Annotated in this window: 24 protein-coding genes; 17 read left to right on the top strand and 7 right to left on the bottom strand. The window is 74.8% G+C overall.

All coding sequences use genetic code 11. The annotated features are described in order from the left end of the window. Positions 1 to 7: 7 nt before the first annotated feature. The 3 genes from FHL80_RS05355 to FHL80_RS05345 are packed head-to-tail and all read left to right on the top strand — an operon-like array spanning position 8 to position 2,892. Positions 8 to 841, top strand: a complete 834-nt coding sequence (locus FHL80_RS05355; protein ID WP_138732420.1) for a mycofactocin-coupled SDR family oxidoreductase — start codon at positions 8 to 10, stop codon at positions 839 to 841. Continuing rightward, complete coding sequence (locus FHL80_RS05350) at positions 838 to 1,899, top strand: AAA family ATPase (protein WP_246078474.1); 1,062 nt, start codon at positions 838 to 840, stop codon at positions 1,897 to 1,899. The genes FHL80_RS05355 and FHL80_RS05350 overlap by 4 nt, the downstream gene beginning before the upstream one ends. 60 nt (positions 1,900 to 1,959) lie before the next feature. Next, complete coding sequence (locus FHL80_RS05345) at positions 1,960 to 2,892, top strand: vWA domain-containing protein (protein WP_138732419.1); 933 nt, start codon at positions 1,960 to 1,962, stop codon at positions 2,890 to 2,892. 59 nt (positions 2,893 to 2,951) lie between these two features. Here FHL80_RS05345 and mftD read toward each other — a convergent pair whose 3' ends face one another. Next, positions 2,952 to 4,172: a pre-mycofactocin synthase MftD gene (gene mftD, locus FHL80_RS05340; RefSeq protein WP_138732418.1), complete on the bottom strand. Its 1,221-nt coding sequence runs from the start codon at positions 4,170 to 4,172 to the stop codon at positions 2,952 to 2,954. A gap of 220 nt (positions 4,173 to 4,392) precedes the next feature. On the opposite strand from mftD, the gene mftE reads away from it, so the two are divergent. Beyond that, complete coding sequence (mftE, locus tag FHL80_RS05335; protein ID WP_138732417.1) at positions 4,393 to 5,085, top strand: mycofactocin biosynthesis peptidyl-dipeptidase MftE; 693 nt, start codon at positions 4,393 to 4,395, stop codon at positions 5,083 to 5,085. 33 nt (positions 5,086 to 5,118) lie between these two features. Here the strand turns inward: mftE and FHL80_RS05330 are convergent, their stop codons facing one another. Continuing rightward, positions 5,119 to 6,117 carry an iron-siderophore ABC transporter substrate-binding protein gene (locus tag FHL80_RS05330; RefSeq protein ID WP_138732416.1) on the bottom strand — a complete coding sequence of 333 codons (999 nt, stop codon included), beginning with the start codon at positions 6,115 to 6,117 and terminating at the stop codon, positions 5,119 to 5,121. A gap of 196 nt (positions 6,118 to 6,313) precedes the next feature. Between FHL80_RS05330 and FHL80_RS05325 the strand changes: the two genes are divergently transcribed. The 5 genes from FHL80_RS05325 to FHL80_RS05305 all read left to right on the top strand — a co-directional run bounded on the left by FHL80_RS05325 (position 6,314) and on the right by FHL80_RS05305 (position 11,607). Beyond that, a complete protein-coding gene (locus FHL80_RS05325) occupies positions 6,314 to 6,571 on the top strand; it encodes a type B 50S ribosomal protein L31 (protein ID WP_138732415.1) in 258 nt (85 codons plus the stop codon). 113 nt (positions 6,572 to 6,684) lie between these two features. Further along, positions 6,685 to 8,151: a purine-cytosine permease family protein gene (locus tag FHL80_RS05320; protein ID WP_138732414.1), complete on the top strand. Its 1,467-nt coding sequence runs from the start codon at positions 6,685 to 6,687 to the stop codon at positions 8,149 to 8,151. Next, a complete protein-coding gene (locus FHL80_RS05315) occupies positions 8,148 to 8,696 on the top strand; it encodes a cysteine hydrolase family protein (RefSeq protein ID WP_138732413.1) in 549 nt (182 codons plus the stop codon). The genes FHL80_RS05320 and FHL80_RS05315 overlap by 4 nt, the downstream gene beginning before the upstream one ends. Beyond that, the gene (gene mftF, locus FHL80_RS05310) at positions 8,693 to 10,138 is read left to right on the top strand and encodes a mycofactocin biosynthesis glycosyltransferase MftF (protein WP_138732412.1); all 1,446 of its coding nucleotides are present in this window, start codon (positions 8,693 to 8,695) and stop codon (positions 10,136 to 10,138) included. The genes FHL80_RS05315 and mftF overlap by 4 nt, the downstream gene beginning before the upstream one ends. Before the next feature lie 170 nt (positions 10,139 to 10,308). Next, positions 10,309 to 11,607, top strand: coding sequence for a multidrug effflux MFS transporter (locus FHL80_RS05305; protein WP_216870440.1), 1,299 nt, complete (start codon positions 10,309 to 10,311; stop codon positions 11,605 to 11,607). 9 nt (positions 11,608 to 11,616) lie between these two features. Here FHL80_RS05305 and FHL80_RS05300 read toward each other — a convergent pair whose 3' ends face one another. Beyond that, the gene (locus FHL80_RS05300) at positions 11,617 to 12,276 is read right to left on the bottom strand and encodes a TetR/AcrR family transcriptional regulator C-terminal domain-containing protein (RefSeq protein ID WP_216870439.1); all 660 of its coding nucleotides are present in this window, start codon (positions 12,274 to 12,276) and stop codon (positions 11,617 to 11,619) included. Positions 12,277 to 12,314: 38 nt separating this feature from the next. Here FHL80_RS05300 and FHL80_RS05295 point away from each other — a divergent pair, with 38 nt between their 5' ends. Both FHL80_RS05295 and FHL80_RS05290 read left to right on the top strand, forming a co-directional pair. Further along, a complete protein-coding gene (locus FHL80_RS05295; RefSeq protein WP_138732411.1) occupies positions 12,315 to 13,304 on the top strand; it encodes an ATP-binding cassette domain-containing protein in 990 nt (329 codons plus the stop codon). Then, complete coding sequence (locus FHL80_RS05290) at positions 13,301 to 14,221, top strand: ABC transporter permease (protein ID WP_216870438.1); 921 nt, start codon at positions 13,301 to 13,303, stop codon at positions 14,219 to 14,221. Before FHL80_RS05295 ends, FHL80_RS05290 begins: the two co-directional genes overlap by 4 nt. Before the next feature lie 52 nt (positions 14,222 to 14,273). Here the strand turns inward: FHL80_RS05290 and FHL80_RS05285 are convergent, their stop codons facing one another. Beyond that, positions 14,274 to 15,023: a hypothetical protein gene (locus tag FHL80_RS05285; RefSeq protein WP_138732410.1), complete on the bottom strand. Its 750-nt coding sequence runs from the start codon at positions 15,021 to 15,023 to the stop codon at positions 14,274 to 14,276. Positions 15,024 to 15,131: 108 nt separating this feature from the next. Here FHL80_RS05285 and FHL80_RS05280 point away from each other — a divergent pair, with 108 nt between their 5' ends. From FHL80_RS05280 to FHL80_RS05255, 6 genes are all read left to right on the top strand, one after another. Beyond that, positions 15,132 to 16,349 (top strand): MFS transporter, encoded by a 1,218-nt coding sequence (locus FHL80_RS05280; RefSeq protein WP_216870437.1) that lies wholly within the window; start codon positions 15,132 to 15,134, stop codon positions 16,347 to 16,349. Between the two features lie 86 nt (positions 16,350 to 16,435). After that, positions 16,436 to 17,758, top strand: a complete 1,323-nt coding sequence (locus tag FHL80_RS05275; protein WP_138732409.1) for a GAF domain-containing protein — start codon at positions 16,436 to 16,438, stop codon at positions 17,756 to 17,758. 233 nt (positions 17,759 to 17,991) lie between these two features. Continuing rightward, positions 17,992 to 18,540, top strand: a complete 549-nt coding sequence (locus FHL80_RS05270; protein WP_246078473.1) for a (2Fe-2S)-binding protein — start codon at positions 17,992 to 17,994, stop codon at positions 18,538 to 18,540. Then, positions 18,537 to 21,017 (top strand): xanthine dehydrogenase family protein molybdopterin-binding subunit, encoded by a 2,481-nt coding sequence (locus tag FHL80_RS05265; RefSeq protein ID WP_138732407.1) that lies wholly within the window; start codon positions 18,537 to 18,539, stop codon positions 21,015 to 21,017. The genes FHL80_RS05270 and FHL80_RS05265 overlap by 4 nt, the downstream gene beginning before the upstream one ends. Beyond that, positions 21,014 to 21,877 (top strand): FAD binding domain-containing protein, encoded by an 864-nt coding sequence (locus FHL80_RS05260; RefSeq protein ID WP_138732406.1) that lies wholly within the window; start codon positions 21,014 to 21,016, stop codon positions 21,875 to 21,877. Before FHL80_RS05265 ends, FHL80_RS05260 begins: the two co-directional genes overlap by 4 nt. A gap of 221 nt (positions 21,878 to 22,098) precedes the next feature. Then, entirely contained in the window at positions 22,099 to 23,025 is a 927-nt protein-coding gene (locus tag FHL80_RS05255) for an SRPBCC family protein (RefSeq protein ID WP_138732405.1), read from the top strand. A 15-nt stretch (positions 23,026 to 23,040) separates the two neighbouring features. Here the strand turns inward: FHL80_RS05255 and FHL80_RS05250 are convergent, their stop codons facing one another. From FHL80_RS05250 to FHL80_RS05240, 3 genes are read right to left on the bottom strand one after another with little or no spacing between them, the layout of a single operon-like run. Further along, positions 23,041 to 23,652, bottom strand: coding sequence for an alpha/beta hydrolase family protein (locus tag FHL80_RS05250; protein ID WP_138732404.1), 612 nt, complete (start codon positions 23,650 to 23,652; stop codon positions 23,041 to 23,043). Continuing rightward, entirely contained in the window at positions 23,649 to 24,329 is a 681-nt protein-coding gene (locus tag FHL80_RS05245; RefSeq protein WP_138732403.1) for an HAD family hydrolase, read from the bottom strand. The genes FHL80_RS05250 and FHL80_RS05245 overlap by 4 nt, the downstream gene beginning before the upstream one ends. Then, positions 24,326 to 24,967 (bottom strand): DedA family protein, encoded by a 642-nt coding sequence (locus FHL80_RS05240; protein WP_246078472.1) that lies wholly within the window; start codon positions 24,965 to 24,967, stop codon positions 24,326 to 24,328. Before FHL80_RS05240 ends, FHL80_RS05245 begins: the two co-directional genes overlap by 4 nt. Positions 24,968 to 25,000 lie beyond the last annotated feature (33 nt).

The following is a 25,000-nucleotide window of genomic DNA, read 5'->3' as shown; positions in this document are numbered from 1 at the left end:
GGACCCCGTGCCAGGGCGAGTAGAGGGCAAGGTCGCGTTCATCACCGGGGCGGCCCGCAGCCAGGGCCGCAGCCACGCCGTCCGGCTGGCCCAGGAGGGCGCCGACATCATCGCCGTCGACATCGTCGGGCCGGTCGAGTCGATCCAGATGTACCCACCGGCCACCGAGGACGACCTGGCGGAGACGGTGCGCCAGGTCGAGGCGCAGGACCGGCGGATCGTCGCCACCAAGGCCGACGTCCGGGACACCGGGGCGCTGAAGGCCGCGGTCGACGACGGGGTGGCTCAGCTCGGCCGGCTGGACATCGTGCTGGGCAACGCCGGGGTGTTCGAGATCCAGCCGGCGCTCGAGCTCACCGACGACGCCTGGCGCGAGATGATCGACATCAACCTCACCGGGGTGTGGAACACCTGCAAGGCCACGTTGCCGCACCTGATCGAGGGCGGGGGTGGGGCGATCGTGCTCACCAGCTCGGTCGCCGGGCTCAAGGGGGTCCCGAACACCATCCACTACACAGCGGCCAAGCACGGTGTCGTGGGCATCATGCGGACACTGGCCAACGAGCTGGCCCCCCACTCGATCCGGGTCAACTCGGTGCACCCCACCAGCGTCAACACCGTGATGATCCAGAACGAGAAGACCTGGGGGCTCTTCCAGCCGGACAACCCCAACCCGTCCCAGGAGTCCGCCGCCCCGGTGTTCCAGTCGATCAACGCGCTGCCCGTCCCCTGGGTGGAGCCGGTCGACATCTCCAACGCCATCCTGTTCCTCGTCTCCGACGAGGCGCGCTACATCACCGGCGTCACCCTGCCCATCGACGCCGGGTCCACCGGCAAGTGAGCGACGCGTCCGGTACCGGGGGCCCCGGCTCCCGGTACCGGCCGCCCGAGGAGGACCTCCTGACCGAGCACATCTCCCACTCCACCGGCGACGACCCGCTGGTCACCGGCAGCCGGGTCACCGGCGACGACGGCGCCTCGGTGCGGGCCGTGCGCGGACGGGTCGCCCGGCACCTGGTGGGGCGGGCCCGCGAGCTCGACCTGCTCCTGGCCGCGGTCGCCGCCGGCCGCGACGTCCTGCTCGAGGGGCCGCCGGGCACCTCCAAGTCCACGCTGCTGCGCTCGATCACCGCGGAGTGGGGCATCCCGCTGGTCTTCGTCGAGGGCAACGCCGACCTCACGCCCACCCGGCTGGTCGGGCACCACGACCCGGCCCGGGTGCTGCGCGAGGACTACTCCCCGGACAACTTCGTGCCCGGCCCGCTGGTCGAGGCCATGCGGGCCGGCGGGTTCCTCTACGTCGAGGAGTTCAACCGGGCGCCCGAGGACACCCTGAACACGCTGCTCACCGCCATGGCCGAACGCCGGATCACCATCCCCCGGGTCGGCGTGGTCGAGGCGCTGGCCAGCTTCCGGGTCATCGCGTCGATGAACCCCTACGACAACGTGGGCACCACACGGCTGTCGACCTCGGTGCACGACCGGCTGTGCCGGCTGGCGATCGGCTACCAGGACGCCGAGGCCGAGCGCGGCATCGTCGGCCGGCGCACCGGGGTGGAGTCCCCGCGGCTGGTGGCCGACGCCGTGGCGCTCACCCGGGCGACGCGCGAGCGCGACGACGTCCGGCAGGGCAGCAGCGTGCGCGGCGCGATCGACACCGCCCTCGTCGCCGCCCAGCTGGCCGCCATGCGCGGCGTGCCGCTGCCCGACGAGCCGTCGACCGCCCCGCCGCGCGGGCTGCCGGAGGAGTACACCGACGTCGTCCTGGACGCCCTCCTGCTGGCGCTGTCCGGGCGGATCTTCCTCGACGAGACGCTGGAGAGCAGCCCTGAGGCGGTGCTCCGGGAGATCTGGGAGGACCACTTCCTGCTCCACCCGGCGGCCGCCGAACCCGGTTGAAGAGCCGTCGAGGCCGACTCCCCGGTCACCCGGCGCGACCGCACCGGGACTCCCCGGGGGATGCGCCCCCTCCGGCGGAGGCCCAAGCAGCTGACCGAGCAGCCCTCCCTCTACGAGCCTGCGCGCGGCGGGAGCGGCCTGGCGCTGTCCTCGGGTGACCGGCGGCGGGACCGGACCGGTCCGTCCCGGCCGGGCGGCACGGCGTCGGGGACGACGGACGAGCCGGCCGACCTGATCGCGCTGGCCGACCTGGAGACCGAGAGCTCGGTCGACCAGCTCACCCGGGCCCGAGCCCGGCAGATCGCCCGTCGGCTGGCGGTGCCGCGGCCACCGCGGGACCGTCGTTCGCGGCGTGGGGTCGGCGAGCTGGCCACCCTGCCGTGGGCCGGGGGATCGGACGAGCTGGACCTGGAACGCACGCTCGAGGCGCTGGCCGGCAACCCCTACCCGGAGGAGGCGGAGATCCTCGTCCGCGAGCGGGTCCGGCAGCGCCGGTCGGTCGTCCTGGTGGTCGACGTGTCGGGGTCGATGAAGGGCGAGCGGGTCCGGACGGCGGCGGCCACGGTGGGCGCGCTGGCCGGCGAGCTGGCCCGCGACTCCCTCGCCGTCGTCGCCTTCTGGTCCGACGCGGCGGTGCTGGTGCGGATGGGGGAGCAGGTGGCCCCGCTGGCCGTGCTCGACCTGCTGCTGCGGGTGCCGACGCAGGGGCTGACCAACGTGACCTTCGCGCTGGAGACGGCGGCCCGGCAGCTGGCCGGGGTGCCGCCGCGGGACGCCCGGGTGCTGCTGCTGTCCGACTGCGTGCACAACGCCGGGCCGGACCCGCGGCTCACGGCGGCGCAGCTGCCCCGGCTCGACGTGCTGCTGGACACCTCGGGGGAGGACGACGTCGAGCTGGGCCGCGACCTGGCCCGGGCCGGCCGGGGGCGGCTCCGCCTGGTGCGCGACCACCGCGACGTCGCCGCCGCCCTCACCGCCGTCTTCGCCGACTGACGGCCCCGCTGCAGGGGCCCGCGCCGAGCTCGCGAGGCGTGGGGGGCAGCGGGGTCCGTCTACTTGCCGGAGGCCTGCGGGGTGAGCGGGGCGTCGGCGCCGTCGGTGCCCAGGTGCCGCTCGAAGCCCGGCGGGATGACCAGGTCGCCCGGGTTGAGCTGGTCGACCGAGGTGTGGCCGAGGCCGATCAGCGCGGAGCCGAGGCCGTCGCGCAGCAGGTCCAGGACGTTTTCCACCCCGGCCTGGCCGTTGGCCGCGAGGCCCCAGAGGTAGGCGCGGCCGATCATGACCGCCTTCGCGCCCAGGGCGAGGGCCTTGGCGACGTCGCTGCCGCGGCGGATGCCGCCGTCCAGCAGCACCTCGACCTGGTCGCCGACGGCCTCGGCCACGGCCGGCAGCGCCCGGATGGAGGCCGGCGTGCCGTCGAGGTTGTTGCCGCCGTGGTTGGACACCGAGATCGCGGTGACCCCGGCGTCGACGGCGCGCCGGGCGTCGTCGACCCGCATGACGCCCTTGAGCATGAACGGGGCGTCGGGCCACAGCTCGCGCAGCCAGGCGACGTCCTCCCAGCTCGGCATCGGCGACTGCATCCACTGGCCGTAGGCACCGAAGAAGGTCGGCGCCGGCTCGCCGGGGACGCCCACCATGTTCGGCACGGTCAGGTCCGGCAGCTTGCCGGTCCTGGCGAAGGTCCACAGCCACCGCGGCTTGAGGGCCACCTGCGGGGCGTACCGGCGCACCGCCTCGAGGTTGACCTTCTCCGGGATGAACGGGCTGCCCCAGTCGCGGCCGTAGGCGAACGACCAGTCCAGGGTGGCGATGAGGCCGGCCGCCCCGGCCTTGCGGGCCCGCTCGACCTTGGCGGCCATCACGTCGCGGTCACCGACCCAGTAGAGCTGGAAGAAGGTCTTCGGGTTGGCCTCGATGACCTCCTCCATCGGCTTGCTCGCCATGGACGACAGCCCCATCGCGGTGCCGCGGGCGGCGGCGGCGCGGGCGACGGCGACCTCGCCGTCGGGGTGCACCGCCTGCACGCCGGTGGGGCTGATCAGCACGGGCATCGAGACGTCCTGGCCCATGACGCGGGTGGCCATCTGCTTGTCGTTGGCCAGCCCGGCGGTGTGCGGGGCGAAGCCGAGCTCGGCGAAGGCGGCGGTGTTGTCGTCGACGGTGACGCCGCGCTCGGAGCCGGCCACCAGCGCGCCGTAGACGCCCTTGGGCAGGCGCTTCTTCGCCCGACGCTGCGCTTCCGCCACTGACTCGAACCACGGGTTGGCCATCGACTGCTCCTGCCGTCCTGGTACGTGATCGCGCCGGGTGACGGGTCGCCGCCCAGCGGGGGCCCCATGGTCGCGCGGGCCGGGTGACAGCGCAGGGCAGCCGCGGCGGCCGACGCTGGCACGGGGTGCCACGCTATCGCGACGGGGGACGGACCACGATCCTCCGCCGATGCGGGACGCCTGGGCCAGGGCCCGCACCGGCTCTGGCAGGGTCGCGGTCGTGAGGTTGACCGCTGCCACCTGGCCCGAGACCACCGGCGCGCCGCTGGTCGTCGTCCCGCTGGGGTCGGTGGAGCAGCACGGCCGGCACCTGCCGGTGGCCACCGACACGGTCGTGGCGCAGGCCGTCGCCGAGGCCGTCGTCCCCCGGCTGGACGGCGCGCTGCTCGCCCCGGCGCTCGCCTACGGCGCCAGCGGGGAGCACGAGGGCTTCCCGGGCACGATCTCGATCGGCACGGAGGCGCTGAGCGCCCTGCTGGTGGAGTACGGCCGCTCGGCGGGGCGCTGGGCCGGCCGGCTGCTGGTGGTCAACGGCCACGGCGGCAACCTGGACGCACTGCGGACGGCGGTGCCGCTGCTCCGGGCCGAGGGCCGGGACGTCGCCTGGTTCCCCTGCGGCGTGCCCGGCGGGGATGCCCACGCGGGGCGGACCGAGACGTCACTGATGTTGCACGTGGAACCGGGAGCGGTGCGCGAGGCGCTGGCTGCGGCGGGGGAGACGGCGCCGATCAGCGAGCTGCTGCCCCGGCTGCGGGCCGAGGGGGTGCGGGCGGTGAGCCCGGACGGCGTCCTCGGGGACCCGGCCGGCGCCTCGGCGGCCGAGGGGGCGGAGCTGCTGACGGCGCTCGGGGACCGCATGCTCGCCGCCGTGGCGCGCTGGGCGGTGGACGGCACCGGGCGGCTCCGGAGCTGAGCCGGAGCCACCCGGTGACGCTGGGGCCGGAGGTCAGCCGAGCGCGTCGGCGAACAGCGGGACGGCGTTGTCCAGCGCGTACCGGATGCCCTGGGGCGTGCCGATCGAGAAGGCGTTGGTCAGCGTCTCGTCGGCCAGGACGACCGCGTGCCCGGCCTGCACCGACGGGATGGCCTGCCACAGCGGGTTGGCGGTGATCTGGCCGGCGTCGACGAAGATCGGGAACGCCACGGTCAGCCCGGCGTCCAGCAGGGGCAACTGCTCCTCGCTGACCGGGACGAAGAAGCTGTCGGTGGCCAGCGCCTGGATCTCCGGCTTGAGCGTGAAGCCGAGCTGCTCCATGAAGTCGACCCGGGCGTCACCCTCCACGTAGGCGCCGAAGCCCTCGGAGCTGTAGGCGGCCACGGCCACCGAGGTGCCGGTGAACTCCGGGTGGGCTGCGGCCGCGTCGGTGAAGGCCTGGTCGACCTGCTGTTGCAGCGCGGTCGCCTCGTCGCTCTTGCCGAGCGCCGCGCCGATCATCTCCAGCTGGTCGGCCGAGGAGGTCAGGTAGGGATCCGCGCCCTCGGGCTGGCCGACGGTCGGGGCGATCGCGCTGAGCTTGTCGTAGCGGTCCTGGGTGGCCGGGGACTTGGTGTCCAGGATGAGGTCCGGCCGCAGCGCCGCGATCGCCTCGTAGCTCGGCTCGAGGGTGTCGATGATCTCCGGCGTCTCGTCGTACCCACCGGCGGCCCACGGGCCGACGCCCTCCCCGCCGAAGGCCAGCCAGTCGCTGGCGCCGACCGGCTGCACGCCGAGCGCGAGCGCGGTCTCGGCGTCGCCCCAGCCGAGGGCGACGACCCGGCTGGGTGCTTCGTCGACGGTGACGTCGCCGAAGGCGGTGCCCACGGTGACCGGGAAGGCGCCGGAGGAGCTGCCGCCGGCGCTGCAGCCCGCGGCCGAGCCGTCGTCCCCGGAGTCGGAACTGCAGCTGGTGACGGCGAGGGCAACGGCCAGCAGGGCGGCGCCGCGGAGGGCGAGGCGGGAGGGCATGGGGGGCTCCAGGTCGGACAGGCGCACACGTCGGTCAGGTGAGCCTCACCTAATCAGCCGGAGGTCACGGCGAGGTCACCGGGCGTCCCCCAGGCCCTGACCGGGAACAACCGCAGCGTCGGTTTGTTGTCCGTACCGACGCGATCAGCCCGCCCCACAGGGGGCGGACGTCCCGCGCAGACCGAGAGGACCAGCCATGCGCAACGGCATCCACCCCGAGTACCGCACCGTCGTCTTCCAGGACACCTCGACGGGTGAGACGTTCCGGACCCGCTCGACGGTCGCGACGAGCCGGACGATCGAGCTCGACGGCGAGACCCTGCCGGTGGTCCCGGTCGAGATCAGCGCCTCCTCCCACCCGTTCTGGACCGGCAACCAGCGCGTGCTGGACACCGCCGGACGGGTCGAGAAGTTCAACCAGCGCTACGGCGCGCGGAACCGCACCCGCAGCTGAGCAGCACCCCCACGACGGGCCCGGTGGTCTCCGGCCGCCGGGCCCGTCGGCGTCCGGTTAGGGTCCCGCAGCGAGAGCGGGGCACGGCCCCGCCGGCGAGGACGGAGCACGGCATGGCGCACCAGGTGACCGGGGACCCGGCCGCACCCACCTCGCGGGTGGCGGTGGAGACCAACGGCATCAACGTCATCTCCGAGTCCGAGCGCAAGGGCACGCCCCGGCAGCTGTTCTGGCCCTGGTTCGGTGCGAACGTCAGCGTCCTCGGCCTGGCCTACGGCGCCTTCACGCTCGGGTTCGGCATCTCGTTCTGGCAGGCCGTCGTGGCCGGCGTGGTCGGGATCGTCGTCAGCTTCCTGCTCTGCGGGCTCGTCGCCATCGCCGGCAAGCGCGGGTCGGCGCCCACCCTGGTGCTCAGCCGGGCCGCGTTCGGCGTCACCGGGGGCCGGGTGCCCGCCGTCCTGTCCTGGGTGCTGACCGTCGGCTGGGAGACCGTGCTCACCTCGCTGGCCACGCTGGCCACCGCGACGGTCTTCACCGAGCTGGGCTGGGGCGGCGGGACGGCCACGCAGGTCGTCGCCCTGCTGGTGGTCGCCGCGCTGGTCGTCGTCGGCGGGGTGCTCGGCTTCGACCTGATCATGCGGATGCAGACGGTCATCACCGTCGTCACCGGCGTGCTGACCGTCGTCTACCTGGTGCTGGTCGCCGACGAGATCGACTGGGGCACCGTCAGCGGGCTGCCGTCGGGCTCCACCCAGGCGTTCATCGGGGCGCTCGTGTTCGTGATGACCGGTTACGGCTTCGGCTGGGTCAACGCCGCCGCCGACTACTCCCGCTACCTGCCGCGCTCCGCCTCGACCCGGGGCGTCGTGGGCTGGACGACGTTCGGCTCGGCGCTGGCGCCGGTGGTCCTGCTCGTGGTCGGGCTGCTGCTGGCCGGCTCCTCCGGTGACCTGTCCACCGCGATCGGCGCGGACCCGATCGGCGCGCTGGCCACCCTGCTGCCCACCTGGTTCCTCGTCCCGTTCGCCCTGGTCGCCGTCCTCGGGCTGGTCGGCGGGGCGCTGCTGGACATCTACTCCTCCGGCCTGGCGCTGCTGTCGGCCGGCGTGCGGATCCCCCGGCCGGTCGCCGCCTCCATCGACGGCGTGCTCATGGTGCTGGGGGCGATCTGGGTCGTCTTCCTCGCCGAGGGGGACTTCTTCGTGCAGTTCCAAGGCTTCCTGATCACCCTCGGCGTCCCGATCGCAGCCTGGTGCGGGATCGTGCTGGCCGACCTGCTGCTGCGCCGCCGCGACTACGCCGAGGCCGACCTGTACGACCCGCGCGGCCGCTACGGCGCCGTCCCCCCGATGCCGCTGGCGCTCCTGGTCCTCGGGTCCGTGCTCGGCTGGGGCCTGGTCACCAACACCTACGCCGGCTGGCTGCAGTGGCAGGGCTACCTGCTCGGCCCGCTCGGGCTGGGCGGCAAGGACGGCGACTGGGCCTTCGCCAACCTGGGCGTGCTGGTCGCCCTGGTGGTCGGCTCAGCCGGCACGCTGCTGCTCCGCCGCGGTGCGGTGCGCCGGCAGGAGGCCGCGTGACCGACGGCGTCGCTGCCGGGGTGCTGGTCGTCGTCGACGTGCAGCACGTCTTCGCCGACCGCGACTCACCGTGGGGTGCACCCCGGTTCGCCGAGGTGCACCCGGCCATCCGCCGGCTGACCGCCGCCTTCCCCGGCCGGGTGGTGCACACCCGGTTCGTCGCGCCGGCCGAGCCGACCGGTGCCTGGGTGCCCTACTACGAGCAGTTCCCCTTCGCGCTGCAGCCTGCGGACGCGCCGCTGTACGCGCTGGTCGACGACCCCGGGGACGCCCTGGTGCTGGACGCGACCACGTTCGGCAAGTGGGGCCCCGGGCTCGCCGCCCTCGTGGGCGAGGGACCGCTGCTGCTGGCCGGCGTCTCGACCGACTGCTGCGTGCTCTCCACCGCGCTGCCGGCCGCGGACGCCGGGGTGCCGGTGCAGGTGGTCACCGACGCCTGCACCGGGGCCAGCGACGCCGACCACGACCGGGCGCTCGCCGCGATGGCGCTCTACGCCCCGCTGATCACCCTGACCACGACCGGCGCGGTGCTCGCCGGGCGATGACGGTCCCCGCGCCGCCGCCGGACCGGCTGCCGGACGGGTTCGCCGTCCGGCTGGCGCCGGGGACCCAGCGCCGGGACGGCGGGACGACGCTGCTCGGCGGGTCCCCGTTCCGGATGCTCCGGCTCGCGCCGACGGCCCGGACCCTGCTGGCCGGCGACCGGCTCGAGGTGACCGACGGCCGCAGCGCGGCGCTGGCCGCCCGGCTGCTCGACACCGGCGTCGCCGACCCGGACCCGCCGCCGGGCCCGTTCCCCGAGGTGACCGTGGTCGTCCCGGTCAAGGACCGCACCGACGGCCTGGTCCGGCTGCTGGCCGCGCTGCGCGCCGACCCCGGGTCGGCGGGCTGCCCGGTGGTCGTGGTGGACGACGGCTCGGCGGACCCGGCCGCCGTCGCGGCGGTGGCGGCCGGTGCCCGGCTGGTGCGGCACCCGCTGGCCCTCGGCCCGGCCGCCGCCCGGAACGCCGGGCTGCGGGTCGCCGGCACCGAACTGGTCGCCTTCGTCGACTCCGACTGCGTGCCGGAGCCCGGCTGGCTGGAGCGGCTGGCCGGGCACCTGACCGACCCCCGGGTGGCGCTGGTCGCCCCCCGGATCACCGCGCTGGCCGGTGCGGGCACCGGCTGGGTCGCCCGGTACGAGTCGCTGAGCAGCGCGCTGGACATGGGGACGACGCCCGCCCGGGTCGCTCCGCTGACGGCCGTCTCCTACGTGCCCAGCGCCGCGCTGCTGGCCCGGCGCGCGGCGCTGGGAGCCGGCTTCGACGAGACGATGCGGGTCGCCGAGGACGTCGACCTGGTGTGGCGGCTGGCCGGCGCCGGCTGGCGGGTGCGCTACGAACCGGCGGCCCGGGTGGCGCACGACCACCGGGTGGCACCGGCGCAGTGGCTGCGCCGCCGCGCGTTCTACGGCACCGGGGCGGCGCTGCTGGCGCAGCGGCACGGCTCGGCGGTCGCGCCGGTGGTCGTCTCACCGTGGTCGGCCGCGGCGTGGGCGCTGGCGCTGACCGGGACGCCGCTGGGCGTGCTCACCGCCGGTGGGGTGCTGGGCCGGGCGTCGTGGCAGCTGGCCCGCCGGCTCGCCGGCCCCGGCGACCGGCCGCCGGTGCCGCTCGCGGCCGGGTTGGTGCTGCGGGGCACGGCCGCGTCCGGCCGCACCCTGGCCCGGTCGGTCACCCGGCACCACTGGCCGCTCGCCGCCGCGGCGGCACTGCGGTCCCGGCGGGCCCGGTGGCTGGTCGCCGGGGTGGCCGTCGCCGACGCGGTCAGCGGCTGGCGGCCGCACCGGCGGGAGATCGACCTGCCGACCTTCGCCGCAGGACGCCGCCTCGAGGACCTCGCCTACGGCGCGGGGCTGTGGTTCGGCGCGCTCCGGGCCCGGGACGCGCGGGCGCTGCTGCCGGCCGCGCCGCCACCGGTCAGCCCACCCCGCCGGCCGACGCGGTAGCGGCCGCGTCGAACCCCTCGGTCACGAAGACGAACGCCGTCCCGCCGGCCATCTGGTGGGCGCCCCTCATCGGTCCGGGCGGAATGCGCCGAGGCTGTGCGGTGCTGTCGCCGTCGTCACCGCGTCCCGGCCAACGGAGGCCCCGCGTCACCGCACCACGAGGGGGGCCCATGACCGCCACGCAGGACCGCACCGCCCGCTCGGCCGTCCCGTCGCCGACCGGGGTCCCGTTGCCCGACCCGCGGATCGAGGAGCCGAGGACGGCGCGCACCGCGCTGGTCCTGGGCGCGTTCGTCGCGCTGGGGCCGCTGACCATCGACATGTACCTGCCGGCGCTGCCGACGATCACCGAGGGGCTGGAGGCCACCTCCTCGGCGGTCCAGCTGACGCTCACCGGCACCCTGGTGGGCCTCGCGCTCGGCCAGCTGGTGCTCGGCCCGCTGTCGGACCGGTTCGGCCGCCGGCGCCCGCTGCTGGCCGGGACGGCGCTGCACGTGCTCGCCTCGCTGCTGGTGCTCCTCGCGCCCAGCGTCGCCGTCCTCGGGCTGCTGCGCGTGCTGCAGGGCGTGGGCGCCGCGGCCGGTTCGGTGATCGCCATCGCCGTCGTCCGCGACCTGTTCGACGGCCGCGCCGCCGCCACGATGCTCTCCCGGCTGTTCCTGGTGCTCGGCGTCGCGCCGGTGCTCGCCCCGACGATCGGCGGTGAGCTGCTCCGGTTCACCTCCTGGCGGGGTGTGTTCGCGCTGCTGGCCGTCTACGGCCTGCTGCTGGTCGCGATGGGCTCCGCCGCCGTCCGCGAGACACTGCCCCCGGAGCGCCGCAGCCGCGACGGCATCCGGGGCACGCTGCGCGGCTACCGGTCGCTGTTCGGCGACCGTGCCTACGTCGGCTTCGTCCTGGTCGCGGGCCTGACCATGGCCGGCCTGTTCGCCTACGTCTCCGGGTCCTCGTTCGTCTACCAGGACGAGTTCGGCCTCGACGAGCAGCAGTTCGGGCTGCTCTTCGGCGCCGGCGCCGTCTGGCTGATCGCCGCCACCCAGCTCAACCCGGTGCTGCTCCGCTGGTTCTCCCCGGCGCAGGTGCTGGTCGCCGGCACCGTCGCCGGAGCCGCGGCCGGAGCGGTGCTGCTGGCGCTCGCCGCCACCGCGACCGGCGGGCTGCTCGCCGTCGCCGTCCCGCTGTGGGCGGTGCTGTTCGCCTGCGGTCTCGCGCTCCCCAACGCCCCGGCGCTGGCGCTGTCCCGGCACGGTGACGCCGCCGGCACCGCAGCCGCGCTGCTTGGCGCCGTCCAGTTCGGGGTCGGTGCCGCGGTGTCGCCGCTGGTCGGCCTGCTGGGCAACGACGCCGTCGCCATGGGCACGGTGGTCCTCGCGTCGCTGGTGCTGGCGATCGTCGTCCTGGTGGTCGTCGTCCGCCCGTGGCAGCTGGAGGACCCCGACCCGGAGGCCGCGCAGGTCGCCGTGCACTGACCCCGCGGGTCAGCTGTAGCGGGCGCGGAGACCGTGGACGAGCAGGTCCAGGCCGTGCTCGAACGCCGCCGAGTGCGGCTGGTCCAGCAGCTCGCCGATCGCCGCCAGCAGCACCGGCTGCTCGGCCAGCGCCCGGGCCCGGACGGCGTCGGCCGCCCCGTCGTCGGCGTCGAGCAGCGGCTGCACGCGCGCCCGCTCCGCCTCGGCCTGCCACTCGGTCGCGCTGCCGATGACGTAGGCGCCGATCGCGAACAGCGTCTGCTGGGCCTGCCCCGGCGTCATGCCTGCCTCGACCAGCACGCCGAGCACCCGCTCGATGCCGGCGAAGGACTCGGCACTGGGCCGGTTGCCGGCGACCACCCGCGGCGCGTCGCGGGTGCCGATCAGCGCGGTGAACAGCTGCCGGGCGTCCTCGCGGAGCCACTCCCACCACGGCTGCCCGGGCCGCGGGCCGGCGTAGGAGGACTCGTTGCGGCGGACCAGCTCCTCGGCCATCAGGTCCATCAGCTGCCGCTTGCTCTCGACGTGCCAGTAGAGCGTGGGTGCCGACACCCCCAGCTGGGTGGCGATCCGGCGGAACGAGACGGCCTCCAGCCCGCCGTCGGCGAGCAGCGCCAGGGCGGTGCTGACGACGGCCTCGCGGGTCACCGGCGGGCGGGTGGCGGTCACGCTTGACAGCCTAACGGTGTAAGAGGACTGTCTGCGCTGTGTCTAACACCGTTAGAGAGCCCGCCATCGAGGTGGTCGGGCTGACCAAGAGCTACCCGGCGGCCGACGGTGTCGTCGAGGCGGTCCGCGGCCTCGACCTGCGCGTCGAGGCGGGGCAGACCTACGGGTTCCTGGGCCCGAACGGTGCCGGGAAGTCCACCACCATCGAGATGCTGTGCACCATCCGGAACCCCACCTCGGGGACGGCGCGGGTGGCCGGGTTCGACGTCGTCCGGGAGCGGACCGAGGTCCGCCGCCGGATCGGCCTGGTGTTCCAGCAGCAGACCCTGGACCAGCAGCTCACCGCCGAGCAGAACCTGCGCTTCCACGCCGACCTCTACGGGCTCTCCCGCGCCGACGCCGACCGCCGGATCGGGGAGGTGCTGGAGATGGTGGCGCTCACCGACCGCCGCCGCGACCCGGTCGTCAAGTACAGCGGCGGCATGAAGCGCCGGCTGGAGATCGCCCGCGGCCTGGTGCACGCGCCGCAGGTGCTCTTCCTCGACGAGCCGACGATCGGGCTGGACCCGCAGACCCGCGCGGCCATCTGGGACTACCTGCGCGACCTGCGGCAGCGCACCGAGATCACCGTCTTCGTCACCACGCACTACATGGACGAGGCCGAGCACTGCGACCGGATCGCGATCATGGACCACGGCCAGGTCGTCGTGGAGGACACCCCGGAGGCGCTGAAGTCCAGCGTCGGCACCGACCGGATCGCGCTGCGCACCGACGACGACGAGCTGGCGATCGCCCGGATCCGGGAGCGGCTCGGCCTGGAGGCCGGCGTGCACGAGGGGCAGGTGACCCTCGCCGTCCCGGAGGGCGCGCAGGTCGTCCCCCGGCTGTTCACCGAGCTCGACCTGCACATCCGGTCGGTGACCGTCACCCGGCCCAGCCTGGACGACGTCTTCCTGACCTACACCGGCCGCACGATCCGCGACTCCGAGGCGCCCCGGGCGGCCGCCGGAAGGGCGATGACCCGATGAGCACCGACCCGATGAGCACCGACCCGGTGAGCACCGACCCGATGGGCACCGACTCCACGACGACGCTGCCCGTCCCCGCCGGTCCGCTCGGCGAGGTGCGCAGCGACCTGTCCCACCACGCCCGGGCCACCTGGGTCGTCACCCGCCGCGAGCTGCTGCGCTTCCGGTCCGACCGCGCCCGGATGCTGTCGATGCTGCTGCAGCCGCTGCTGTTCATCTTCGTGATGGGCACCGGGCTGGGCAGCATCGTCGACACCGGCGGCGGGATCAGCTTCCGCACGTTCCTCTTCCCGGGCGTGCTGGCCACCTCGGTGCTGTTCACCGCCGCGTTCGCCGGCATCTCGCTGGTCTGGGACCGGGAGTTCGGCTTCCTGCGCGAGATGATGGTCGCGCCGATCTCGCGGGCGTCGATCATCTGGGGCAAGTGCCTGGGCGGGGCGATCGTCGCCACCGGGCAGAGCCTGGTGCTGCTCGCCCTGGTCGGCACGGTCGGGATCCCCTACGACCCGCTGCTGCTGGTGGAGCTGATCGGCTGCCTGTTCCTCGGCTCGCTGTTCCTGACCGCGCTCGGGGTGCTGCTGTCCACCCGGATCACGACCATCCAGGGCGCGATGCCGATGCTCCAGCTGCTGATCACCCCGATGATGTTCCTGTCCGGGTCGCTGTTCCCGCTCGGTGGCCTGCCGGCCTGGCTGAGCGTCGTCACCCGGCTCAACCCGCTGACCTACGTCGTCCAGCCGATGCGCCACCTGGTGCTCGAGCGCCTGGACCTGACCGCGGCGGCGGAGCAGAAGCTGCTGCCACCGCTCACCTGGGCCGGCTGGGCGGTGCCGGTCGGGGTGCAGCTGCTCACCGTCGCGGTCATCACCGTCGCGCTCATCGGGCTCGGGGCACGGTTGTTCGCCAGCACCGAGTGACCCAGCCGACCGAGGAACCCAGCCGACCGAGGAGCCCAGCCGACCGAGGAGCTCAGCCGACCAGCACCGGCGCCGAGCTGCCGACCTGGTCCAGCCGGGCCCGCCCGGTGGTCGCGCTGGTGACCTGCTCCTCCAGCCAGAACACGTAGTACCGACCCGACACCAGCCCGGTCATGGTCGCGGTGACCTGCTGGCACCCGTCCGGCTGGGCCGCGGTGGTGGTGACCGGGGCCGGCTGGACCCCGCTCACCGGCTGCTGGACCGCGGAGACCTGGTAGGACTGCACCTCCCCGCGGGCGTCGGACATCCAGGTGACGGTGGCCGAGCCGGTGCCGGCCACCACCCCCGGGGTGATCCTCCTCGGGGTGCTGTACCCGCCGCAGGCGGGCTCCCGCGGGGTCAGCGTCGGGGCGACGCCCCTGGCCGCCCAGGGCTGCAGCGTGATCCCGCCCGGCCGGGGCGGCTGGGGGACGGCGAGGTCGCGCACGGCGTCGCCGTCGGCCACCGTCGCGCCGTTGGAGTCGCCGGCCACCGGACCGGTGGACCAGGAGAACAGGCCGTCGCCGAGCGAGCTGGCTGCGCTGCCGCCCGAGGTGACCCCCTCGTCGGCGATCGTGCTGGACGCCGTGAGGTCGACCACCACCGGGGTGAGCTGGGCCGCCGCGAACGACCCGCCGGCGGCGAGCGCCAGCACGGGGGTCAGCCAGCGCGTCAGCCCGCCGTTCCTCGGCGCGCGGCGGGCGCCCCTCTGCGGCGTGCGGCGCACGCCGGCGTTCGGCGTGCGGCGTCTCCGTGCGGCCATGACAGCCCCCTCCCCGGTCCTGCGTCGGTCATCGGCACCCGGGGGTGGTTGCTTGAGACCAACCGGGGCCGGGGAATGCCCGCCCGGGCCACCGTCTTGGCTCCACGTGTGAGTGCCGCCCCCGCCGTCGAGACGACGCCGGCCCCGACCGTCCCCTCCACCCGCACCGCGGTCCTCGCCATCGGCGCGCTGGCCATCGGCGCCTTCGCCATCGGCACCACCGAGTTCGTCACGATGGGCCTGCTGCCCGACATCGCCGCCGGGGTGGACGCGAGCATCCCCTCGGCCGGTCACCTCATCTCCGCCTACGCCCTCGGTGTGGTCGTCGGCGCGCCGGTGATCGCCGCCCTCGGCGCCCGGCTGCCGCGCCGCGGCCTGGCCATGGGCCTGATGACGGCGTTCGTCGTCGGCAACGCGCTGAGCGCGCTGGCCCCCGGCTACGGCACCCTGGTCCTCGCCCGGTTCCTGGCCGGGCTGCCGCACGGCGCCTTCTTCGGTGTCGCCTCGCTCATCGCCGCCTCGCTGGTGCCCGACCGGCTCCGCGGCCGGGCGGTCAGCTCGGTGATGCTCGGCCTGGCGGTCGCCAACGTGGTCGGCGTCCCCGCGGCGACCTGGCTCGGCCAGGCGATGGGCTGGCGCTCTGCCTACTGGGCCGTCGTGCTCATCGGTGCGGTGACCGTGCTCGCCGTCCTGCTCGTCGTCCCCGCCCTCCCCGGCCGTGCCGAGGCGACCATCCGGTCGGAGCTGGGCGCGCTCCGCCGGCCGCAGGTCGTCCTCACGCTGCTGTTCGGGATCGTCGGCTTCGGCGGCATGTTCGCCCTGTACAGCTACATCGCCCCGCTGCTCACCGACGTCGCCGGGGCCTCGGCGAGCTTCGTCCCGGTCGCGCTGCTGGTGTTCGGCGTCGGCATGATCATCGGCACCGCGCTCGGTGGCCGGCTCGCCGACCGCGCGCTGTTCCCGTCGCTGCTCGGCGCGGTCGTGGCGCTGGGCGGCTTCCTGCTGGCCGTGGTCGTCCTCGCCGGCAGCACGGGCGCGCTCCTCGTCGCGGTGTTCCTGACCGCCGGCGCCAGCTCGGTCCTGGCCGTCTGCCTGCAGCTGCGGCTGATGGAGGTCGCCGGGGAGGCGCAGATGCTCGGCGCGGCGCTCAACCACTCGGCGCTCAACCTGGCCAACGCCCTGGGTGCATGGCTCGGTGGCCTGGTCATCGCCGCCGGCTTCGGCTACCGGGCACCCAGCCTGGTGGGTGCCGGGCTGGCCGTGCTCGGGCTCGGCTTCCTCGCCGTCTCGGCGGTGCTGCGCCGCCGGGAGCTCGCCGCCGCCTGACAGTCGCAGGCCACCCTGCTGGCGCGATCCCGTGACAGCGGTCACGATGGGGCGACCATGACCCTCAGCCCCGGGGACCCCGCGCCGTGACGACCGTGAACCCGTGGCTCGCACTTCCTGACGGAGACCCGGGCCCGGTGCTCGCCCGGCGCCTCCGGGCCGCGCACGAGGCCCTCGTCACGCAGGTCGACACACCCCCGCGGGACCAGGTGCGCGCGGTCGTGTGGGACTCGTGGCGGCGGTCGCTGAGCAGCGGCGTCGACCCCGACGGGGCGCCGCCCCCGGTCGACCTGCTCGACGACGACCTGGTCGCCTACCGGGCGGCCCACCCGCTGGCCGCGGTCATGCCGGTGATCCGCCGGCTGCTCGTCGCCGACGCCGAGGCCGACCAGATGATCGTCGCGGTCACCGACGCGGCCGGCCGGATGCTGTGGGTGGAGGGCGACTCGCGGCTCCGTGACCGGGCCGCCGGGGTGCACTTCGTGGAGGGCGCCACGTGGAGCGAGAGCACCGCCGGGACCAACGCGCCGGGCACCGCCCTCGCCCTCGACCACGCCGTCCAGATCTACGGCAGCGAGCACTACCGCCGTCCGGTCCAGCCGTGGAGCTGCTCGGCGGCACCGGTGCACGACCCGCTCACCGGTGCCCTGCTCGGCGCCATCGACGTGACCGGCGGCGACCACGTGGCCAGTCCGCACGTGCTGACCCTGGTCCGGGCGACGGCGGCTGCCGCGGAGTCCGAGCTCCGCTGGCTGAGCCGTGACCGGGGGATGCGCGCCGACCGGTCCCCCGCCGGCCTGCGGCCCGTCGTCCCGACGCTGGAGGTCCTGGGGCGCGACCGCGCCCGGCTCCGCACCGCCGCCGGTGCGCAGGAGCTGTCGTTGCGGCACTCGGAGCTGATGGTGCTGCTCGCCGAGGCCGCCGCCGCGGGCACCGGGCGGACGGCGGAGCAGCTGGCCGCCGAGTGCCACGCCGGCGACGCCGCTGCGGTCACCGTGCGCGCCGAGCTGTCCCGGCTCCGCCGGCTGGTGGGCGACCAGCTCGTCGGCTCGCGGCCCTACCGGCTGCTCGGGCCGGTGCGGACCGACGCCGAGGAGGTGCGCGGACTCATCGCCCAGGGCGCGGTGGGCTCCGCGCTGGACCGCTACCGCGGGCCGCTGCTGCCCGGATCGATGGCACCGGGCGTGCGAGCCGCCCGCGCCCGTCTCGCCGACGAGGTCCGCACGGCGGTGCTGACCAGCGGGCGCCCGGACCTGCTGGTCCGCTACAGCGAGCTGGCCGAGGCGGCCGACGACCTGGGCACCTGGCAGGCGTGCCTGGCCGTGCTCCCGCCCGGGGCGCGGCGCACCGCCGCGGCCGGGCACGTGCAGCGGCTGCGCGGCGGACCCCGCGGTCCGGTCCGCCGCTGAGCGCTGCCCCGCTGCAACGCGGTGCAACGTTGCCCTGCGGCCGGGCTGCGGCCCGACCCACCGCTGTACTTCCGCAGCTGCGGATCCGCCAAGCTTTGGGCGACCGCGAATGCGGAGCCGGGTCGTCGACCGGGAGCACCGGGTGTGGACTCGCGCGCGTGTCGGTTGTCACACTGCCGCAGGATCCGCGGGCCGACCGCGGTGCAGAGCCGATGCAACGAAGCGGAGGACACGTGACGCAGATCAACGTGCGGGTCGACGGGGCGTCCTACTCGGACGACGTCGAGCCGCGGACCCTGCTGGTGCACTACCTCAGGGAACAGCTGGGCAAGGTGGGCACGGTCGTGGGCTGCGACACCAGCAACTGCGGCGCGTGCACGGTCCACCTGGACGGGCAGGCGGTGAAGTCCTGCACCGTGCTCGCCGTGCAGGCCGACGGCAGCGAGGTGACCACCATCGAGGGGGTCGCCTCCGGCGGGGGCGCCACGCTGCACCCGGTCCAGCGGGCGTTCCACGAGCTGCACGGCCTGCAGTGCGGGTTCTGCACCCCCGGGATGATCATGGCCTCGATCGACCTGCTGAAGGAGAACCCGGACCCGACCGAGACCGAGGTGCGTGAGGGCATCGAGGGCAACCTCTGCCGCTGCACCGGCTACCAGAACATCGTGCGCGCCGTGCAGCAGGCGGCGGCGGAGATGCGGGGTGAGGCGCCGGGTGACCCGGGCGCCTCACCGGCGGCAGGCGACACGGCCGCTGCGGAGCCCATGGCGGCGCAGTCATGACCGTCACCGAGGACGCCGCGGCCATGGCCCCGGCGAAGGAGGTCGGCAAGGCCCGCCGCCGCAAGGAGGACGCGCGGCTGATCACCGGCAAGACGACCTGGACCGACAACATGGTGCTGCCCGGCATGCTCCACATGTCGGTGCTGCGCAGCCCGGTGGCCCACGCGCGGATCACCCAGCTCGACGTCAGCGCCGCCAAGGAGCGGCCCAACGTCGTCGCCGTCCTCACCGGCGCCGACCTCGCCGAGGAGCAGGGCTCGATCCCCTGTGCCTGGCCGGTCACCCCGGACATGGTCAACCCCGGCCACCCCTCGATCGCCGTCGACCAGGTGAACCACGTCGGTGAGGCGGTCGCGATCGTCATCGCCCGCAGCCGCAGTGCGGCCGCCGACGCCCTCGAGGCGATCGACATCGACTACGAGTCCCTGCCGGTGGTCCTGGACATGGAGGAGGCGGTCAAGGACGGGGCCCCGCTCGTCCACGACCACCTGTCGTCGAACACCAGCTACCACTTCGTCTTCGACTCCGCCGAGGCCGGCACCGGCGCCTCGGTCGACCAGGCGTTCGACGACGCCGACGTGGTCGTCAGCCGCCGCTTCGTCAACCAGCGGCTCATCCCGGCGTTCATGGAGCCCCGCTCGGTCGTCGTCCAGCCGCAGGGGGACAACTTCACGCTGTGGTCGGCGACCCAGATCCCGCACGTCCTGCGGGTCATGCTCGCCATGGTCACCGGTGTCCCGGAGCACAAGCTGCGCGTCATCGCCCCGGACGTCGGTGGCGGCTTCGGCGGCAAGCTCCAGGTCAACCCGGAGGAGGTGCTGGCGCTGCTGGTCGCCCGCCGGCTGGGCAAGCCGGTGAAGTGGACCGAGACCCGCAGCGAGTCGCTGATGACCGCCCACCACGGCCGCGACCAGGTCCAGTTCATCGACATCGCGTCCGACCGCGAGGGCAACGTCCGCGGCCTGCGCTGCCGGATCCTGGCCGACATGGGCGCCTACCTGCGGCTCATCACCCCCGGCGTCCCGGCGCTGGGTGCGTTCATGTTCAACGGCATCTACAAGTTCCCGGCCTACCGGTTCGAGTGCGACGGCGTGTTCACCAACAAGGTGCCCACCGACGCCTACCGCGGCGCCGGCCGGCCGGAGGCGACCTTCGCGATCGAGCGGATCATGGACGAGCTCGCCGTCGAGCTCGGCATGGACCCCCTCGAGCTGCGCCGGAAGAACTGGATCCAGGCGGAGGAGTTCCCGTTCACCACCGTCTGCGGCATGGAGTACGACAGCGGTGACTACGAGACGGCCACCCAGCAGGCGCTGGAGATGATCGGGTACGACGAGCTGCGGGCCGAGCAGCAGCGCCGCCGCGAGTCCGGCGACCCGGTGCAGCTGGGCATCGGCTTCTCCACCTTCACGGAGATGTGCGGCCTGGCCCCCTCCCGGGTGCTCGGCTCGCTGTCCTACGGCGCGGGGGGCTGGGAGGCGGCCTCCATCCGGATGCTGCCCACCGGCAAGGTCGAGGTGGTCACCGGCTCGACGCCGCACGGCCAGGGCCACGAGACGGCGTGGAGCCAGCTCGTCGCCGACCAGCTGGGCGTGCCGTTCGAAGACGTCGAGGTGCTGCACGGTGACACCGCCGTGTCGCCGCGGGGCATGGACACCTACGGGTCCCGATCGCTGGTCGTGGGCGGCACCGCGGTGGTCAAGGCCGCGGACAAGGTGATCGCCAAGGCCCGCAAGGTCGCCGCCCACATGCTGGAGGCCGACGAGGACGACCTGGACTTCAGCGCTGGGAAGTTCTCCGTCAAGGGCACGCCGGGTTCGGGCGTCGGCATCCAGGAGATCGCCCTGGCGGTCTTCGCCGCGCACGACTACCCGGAGGGGATCGAGCCCACGATCGACGCCGAGGCGACGTTCGACCCGGTGAACTTCTCCTTCCCGCACGGCACCCACATCTGCGCGATGGAGGTCGACACCGAGACCGGCTTCGTCAAGATCCGCAAGTACGCGTCGGTCGACGACGTCGGCACGATCGTGAACCCGCTCATCGTCGAGGGCCAGATCCACGGCGGCCTGGCCCAGGGCATCGCGCAGGCCCTGTACGAGGAGGCGATCTACGACGCCGAGGGCAACCTGACCACCGGCACGTTCGTGGACTACCTGGTGCCGTCGGCGGCCGACCTGCCGCACTTCGACACGGCCAACACGGTGCACCCGGCCCCGGGCAACCCAATCGGTGCCAAGGGGGTCGGGGAGGCCGGCTGCATCGCCAGCACCCCGGCCGTCGTCAACGCCGCGCTGGACGCCGTCCGGCACCTGGGCGTGTCCGACATCCGCATGCCGCTGACCCCGGAACGGGTCTGGCGGGCCATCCACGGCGGCGGGGACGGCGGCGACCGGGCCACCGCGGGCACCAACGCGCACAGCGTCTCCTCCAGCGAGGCGGCCACCGCTTCTGCCACCGAAGGAGACCAGCAGTGATCCCCGCAGCGTTCGCGTACTCCCGGCCCACCACCGTCGAGGAGGCGCTGCAGGCCATCGCCGACGGCGGGGACGACGTGAAGGTCCTCGCCGGTGGGCAGTCGCTGATCCCGGTGATGCGGCTGCGGCTGGCCGCACCGGAGCTCGTCGTCGACCTCACCCGGGTCGAGGAGCTGCGCGGGGTGCGCGAGGAGGGCGACCAGCTGGTCGTCGGCGCGATGACGACGCACGCCGACGTGCTCAGCGACCCGCTGCTGGCCCAGTACGCCCAGCTGCTGGTGCAGGCCACCGAGACGGTGGCCGACCGGCAGGTCCGCCGCCGGGGCACCTTCGGCGGCGCGCTGGCGCACGCCGACCCGGCCGGTGACCTGCCGGCGGTGGCGCTGGCGCTGGACGCCGAGTTCGTCATCGCCGGCCCGGCCGGACGGCGGACGGTGCCGGCCGGCGAGTTCTTCGTCGACTACCTGACCACCGTGCTCGAGGAGGGGGAGCTGCTCGTGGAGATCCGGCTCCCCAAGATCGCCGCGGCCGACGGCTGGGGCGTCCGCTACGAGAAGTTCAACCGGGTCGCCCAGGCCTGGTCGATCGTGGCGGTGGCCGCGGCCGTCCGGCGGGAGGGCGGCCGGATCACCGAGGCGCGCATCGGGCTGACCAACATGGGGCCGACCCCGTTGCGGGCCAGCGCCACCGAGGCCGCCCTGGTCGGGGTCGACGTGAGCCTGGAGACGGTCACCGCCGCCGCCGCCCAGGCCGCCGAGGGCACCAGCCCGAGCAACGACCTCAACGCCCAGGCCGACTACCGGCAGCACCTCGCGCAGGTGCTCACCAAGCGGGCCCTGGCCGCGGCCGCGGGTCTGTAGCGACCGGCCCGACCGGACCGGTCCGTCCTCCCGGGGCGGGCCGGTCCGGCGCGCCGTCGTGATCCCGCCTGCGCCGTCGTCCCACCCGTGATCGGATGTGTGGGACGGTGCGTGGTGGCGTCGCCGTCACAGCCAGATCAGCGCACGTCCCGGCCCGGCACGCCGCCGGTGTCGCCGCCCCTCGGGACGGCGTCGGGCCGCACAGACTCGGAGGTCCTGCAGTGCAGCTGGAGAACTCGTTCACCGTCCCCCTGCCCGTCGACGAGGCGTGGCGGGTGCTGTTGGACATCGACCGGATCGCACCCTGCATGCCGGGCGCCGTCCTCGACTCGGTCGACCAGGATGACTTCACCGGCCGGGTGAAGGTCAAGCTCGGCCCGATCAACCTCACCTACCAGGGCAAGGGCTCCTTCATCGAGAAGGACGAGACCGCGCACAAGGCGGTCATCGACGCCCGCGGCAAGGACCAGCGGGGCAACGGCACCGCCGCGGCGATCGTCACCGCCACGCTGGCCGCCGAGGGCAGCGTCACCCGGGTCGACGTGCTGACCGACCTGAACATCACCGGCCGTCCCGCGCAGTTCGGCCGCGGCGTGATGACCGACGTGGGCAACAAGCTGCTCGGGCAGTTCGCCGACAAGCTCTCCGCCCAGCTGGCCAGCGGGGACGCCGGCCTCGTCGACCAGGCGGCGGCCGAGGTGCGGCAGGAACCGACCGTCACCACGGCGGCGGCGGAGGCCGCAGCGACCGCCGCCGCGGCCGACGGCGCCGCGACCACGCAGTCGTCGGCGGTCACCCCGCCGGTGAAGGCCACCCCGGCGAAGGCCGCGCCGGCCCCGGCCGCGGCGGTGCCCGACCCGACGCTCCCGCCGACGAAGGCCGCCCCCACCCCCATCACCGCGGCGAAGAAGGCACCGAGCAAGCCGCCGACGGGCACCACCGCCCCGCCGAACCGGCCCGCCGCTGGGGGCCCGGTCCGGAGCACGCCGTCCGCGCCGCAGCGCCCGCTCACCCCGGTGGAGCCGGAGCCGATCGACCTGCTGGAGGTGGCCGGCGGCGCGGCGTTCACCCGCTACGCGGCCCCCGCTGCCGGCGGGGCGGCCGTGCTGGTGCTGCTCCTGCTGATCATCCGCCGGTTCCGGAGGTGACGGTGGCCGCCGCCGTCAGAGCTGCCCCAGCCAGCTGACGGCGGCGGCGGCGACGGCCGCGGGGTCCTTCGACAACGCGTGGTCACCGGGCACGGCGCGCACCGTCCCGTCGTGCCCGGTGAGCGCGGCCTCGACCTCGGCCGGGCGGCCGAAGGCGTCGGTCCCGCCCTGCACGACGACCAGCGGGACGGCGACGCCGCGCAGCTCCGCGGCGCGGCTCTTCTCCGGCCTGCCGGGCGGGTGCAGCGGGAAGGCCAGGGCGAGGACCCCGGCCGCACCCTGCGCCGACGCCGTCCGGCAGGCCACCCGTGCCCCGGCGCTGCGGCCACCGAGCACCAGCGGTCCGCCGACCAGGTCGGACACCGCGGCCAGCACCGCCGTCCAGGCCTCGTCCAGCCGCGGCGGCGCGGGCGCGATCCGTCTCCCGGCGACCTTCCACGGCTGCTCGACCAGCAGCACCCGCCACCCCGCCGCCGAGCCGGCCCCGGCGACGGCGCGCAGGTCGGCGGAGTCCACCCCGCCGCCGGCGCCGTGGCCGAGCACCAGCGTGCCGGCGACCTCGGCCGGCGGCTCGGCGCAGTGCACCCGTGCCGGTCCCAGCGGGGTGCCGACCTCGCGGGCGGTCACCGGCGGGGGAGGGCGAGCAGCGCCTCGACCACCTCGACCAGCGACCCGCCCTGCACGTCCGGAGCACCGAGCACATCGGCGAAGACCTGCTCCGAGCGGCCCGAGGTGAAGCCGGTGGTGAGCCCCGCGCGGGAGGCGCCCAGCACGTCCCAGGAGTGCGACGCCACCAGCGCCATCTGCGCAGGCTCCACCCCGCAGACCCCGACCGCCCAGAGGTAGGCCTCCCGGTTCGGCTTCCACGCCCGGATCGACTGCGAGGTCAGGGTCTGCTCGACGAGGCCGTGCACACCGCCGCGGGTCAGCCCGGCCTCGGCGACTCCGGGCGCGCCGTGGCTCAACGTCACCACCCGTACGCCGGCCTCCGTCAGCCGCCGGAACGCCGGCTCGACGTCCGCGTGCGGCGACATCTCCATGAAAGCATCGGCCACCGCGGAGCAGGCGGGCGCCGGGAGGCCGGTCAGCTGCGCCACCGAGGCCTCGAAGGCGGCCCGGAACGGGAACCAGCTGCCCACGGCCGCGCCGGCGAAGCCGGTGAGCAGGGTGCGGGCGAAGACGGTGGGCAGCAGCTCGGCGGGCTGCCCCTGCTCGACCAGCGCGGCGCCGACCGGCGCGAGGTCCAGCAGGGTCTCGTTGACGTCGAAGGCGACGACGTCCGGGCGGGTGCGGGGCTCGGTCACCCGCCCAGGGTGCTGCCTCGGCGCCGGAGGTGCCGGACGACGATCCAGGTCCCGAAGCCGACGACGGCCGCGACCAGCGCGTAGTCCAGCAGCCCGACGTAGCGCTCGACCAGCTCGTACTGGGTGCCCAGCGCCACCCCGGCCCCGATCAGGGTGCCGTTCCAGACGGCGCTGCCGATCGCGGTGTAGAGCAGGAACTGCGGCCACGGCATGCGCACGACGCCGGCGGGCACGGAGATGAAGCTGCGCACCACCGGAACCAGCCGGCCGAGCAGCACGGCCGCCCGGCCACGACGCTCGAAGGCGTCGAAGGCCTTGTCCACGTCGGCGGTGTCGACGAGCGGCAGCCGGTCCAGCCAGCGGCGGCTGCGCTCGGGCCCCAGCCAGCGGCCCAGCTGGTACAGGAACGACGCCCCGATCAGCGAGCCCGCGGTCGCGGCGAGGAAGGCCGCGACCAGCCCCATCCGCCCGGTCTGGGCGAGGTAGCCGGCCAGCGGCAGCACCACCTCGCTGGGGATCGGTGGCACCACCGTCTCGAGCAGGATGGCGAGCCCGACCCCCGGGGCGCCGAGCGCCTCCATCAGGTCGAGCACTGTTCCCGTGAGTCCGCCCGGGTCGGCGGCAGCAGCCGTCGGCACGCCCCGTCCAACGGGGGCCCGGCGGTTACGGTT

This window comes from Modestobacter excelsi, from assembly GCF_005930495.1.
GTDB lineage: Bacteria > Actinomycetota > Actinomycetes > Mycobacteriales > Geodermatophilaceae > Modestobacter > Modestobacter excelsi.
Note: the sequence above shows the minus strand (reverse complement) of the source record. Positions and strands in the feature narration are given on the sequence as shown.

Excerpts from the sequence above, each read along its gene's own strand:
- FHL80_RS05285 (WP_138732410.1), bottom strand. The coding sequence starts at position 15,023 with ATGGCCGCACGGAGACGCCGCACGCCGAACGCCGGCGTGCGCCGCACG.
- mftD (WP_138732418.1), bottom strand. The coding sequence starts at position 4,172 with ATGGCCAACCCGTGGTTCGAGTCAGTGGCGGAAGCGCAGCGTCGGGCG.
- FHL80_RS05265 (WP_138732407.1), top strand. The coding sequence starts at position 18,537 with ATGACCGTCACCGAGGACGCCGCGGCCATGGCCCCGGCGAAGGAGGTC.
- FHL80_RS05320 (WP_138732414.1), top strand. The coding sequence starts at position 6,685 with ATGGCGCACCAGGTGACCGGGGACCCGGCCGCACCCACCTCGCGGGTG.
- mftF (WP_138732412.1), top strand. The coding sequence starts at position 8,693 with ATGACGGTCCCCGCGCCGCCGCCGGACCGGCTGCCGGACGGGTTCGCC.
- FHL80_RS05325 (WP_138732415.1), top strand. The coding sequence starts at position 6,314 with ATGCGCAACGGCATCCACCCCGAGTACCGCACCGTCGTCTTCCAGGAC.
- FHL80_RS05330 (WP_138732416.1), bottom strand. The coding sequence starts at position 6,117 with ATGCCCTCCCGCCTCGCCCTCCGCGGCGCCGCCCTGCTGGCCGTTGCC.
- FHL80_RS05305 (WP_216870440.1), top strand. The coding sequence starts at position 10,309 with ATGACCGCCACGCAGGACCGCACCGCCCGCTCGGCCGTCCCGTCGCCG.
- FHL80_RS05290 (WP_216870438.1), top strand. The coding sequence starts at position 13,301 with ATGAGCACCGACCCGATGAGCACCGACCCGGTGAGCACCGACCCGATG.
- FHL80_RS05345 (WP_138732419.1), top strand. The coding sequence starts at position 1,960 with ATGCGCCCCCTCCGGCGGAGGCCCAAGCAGCTGACCGAGCAGCCCTCC.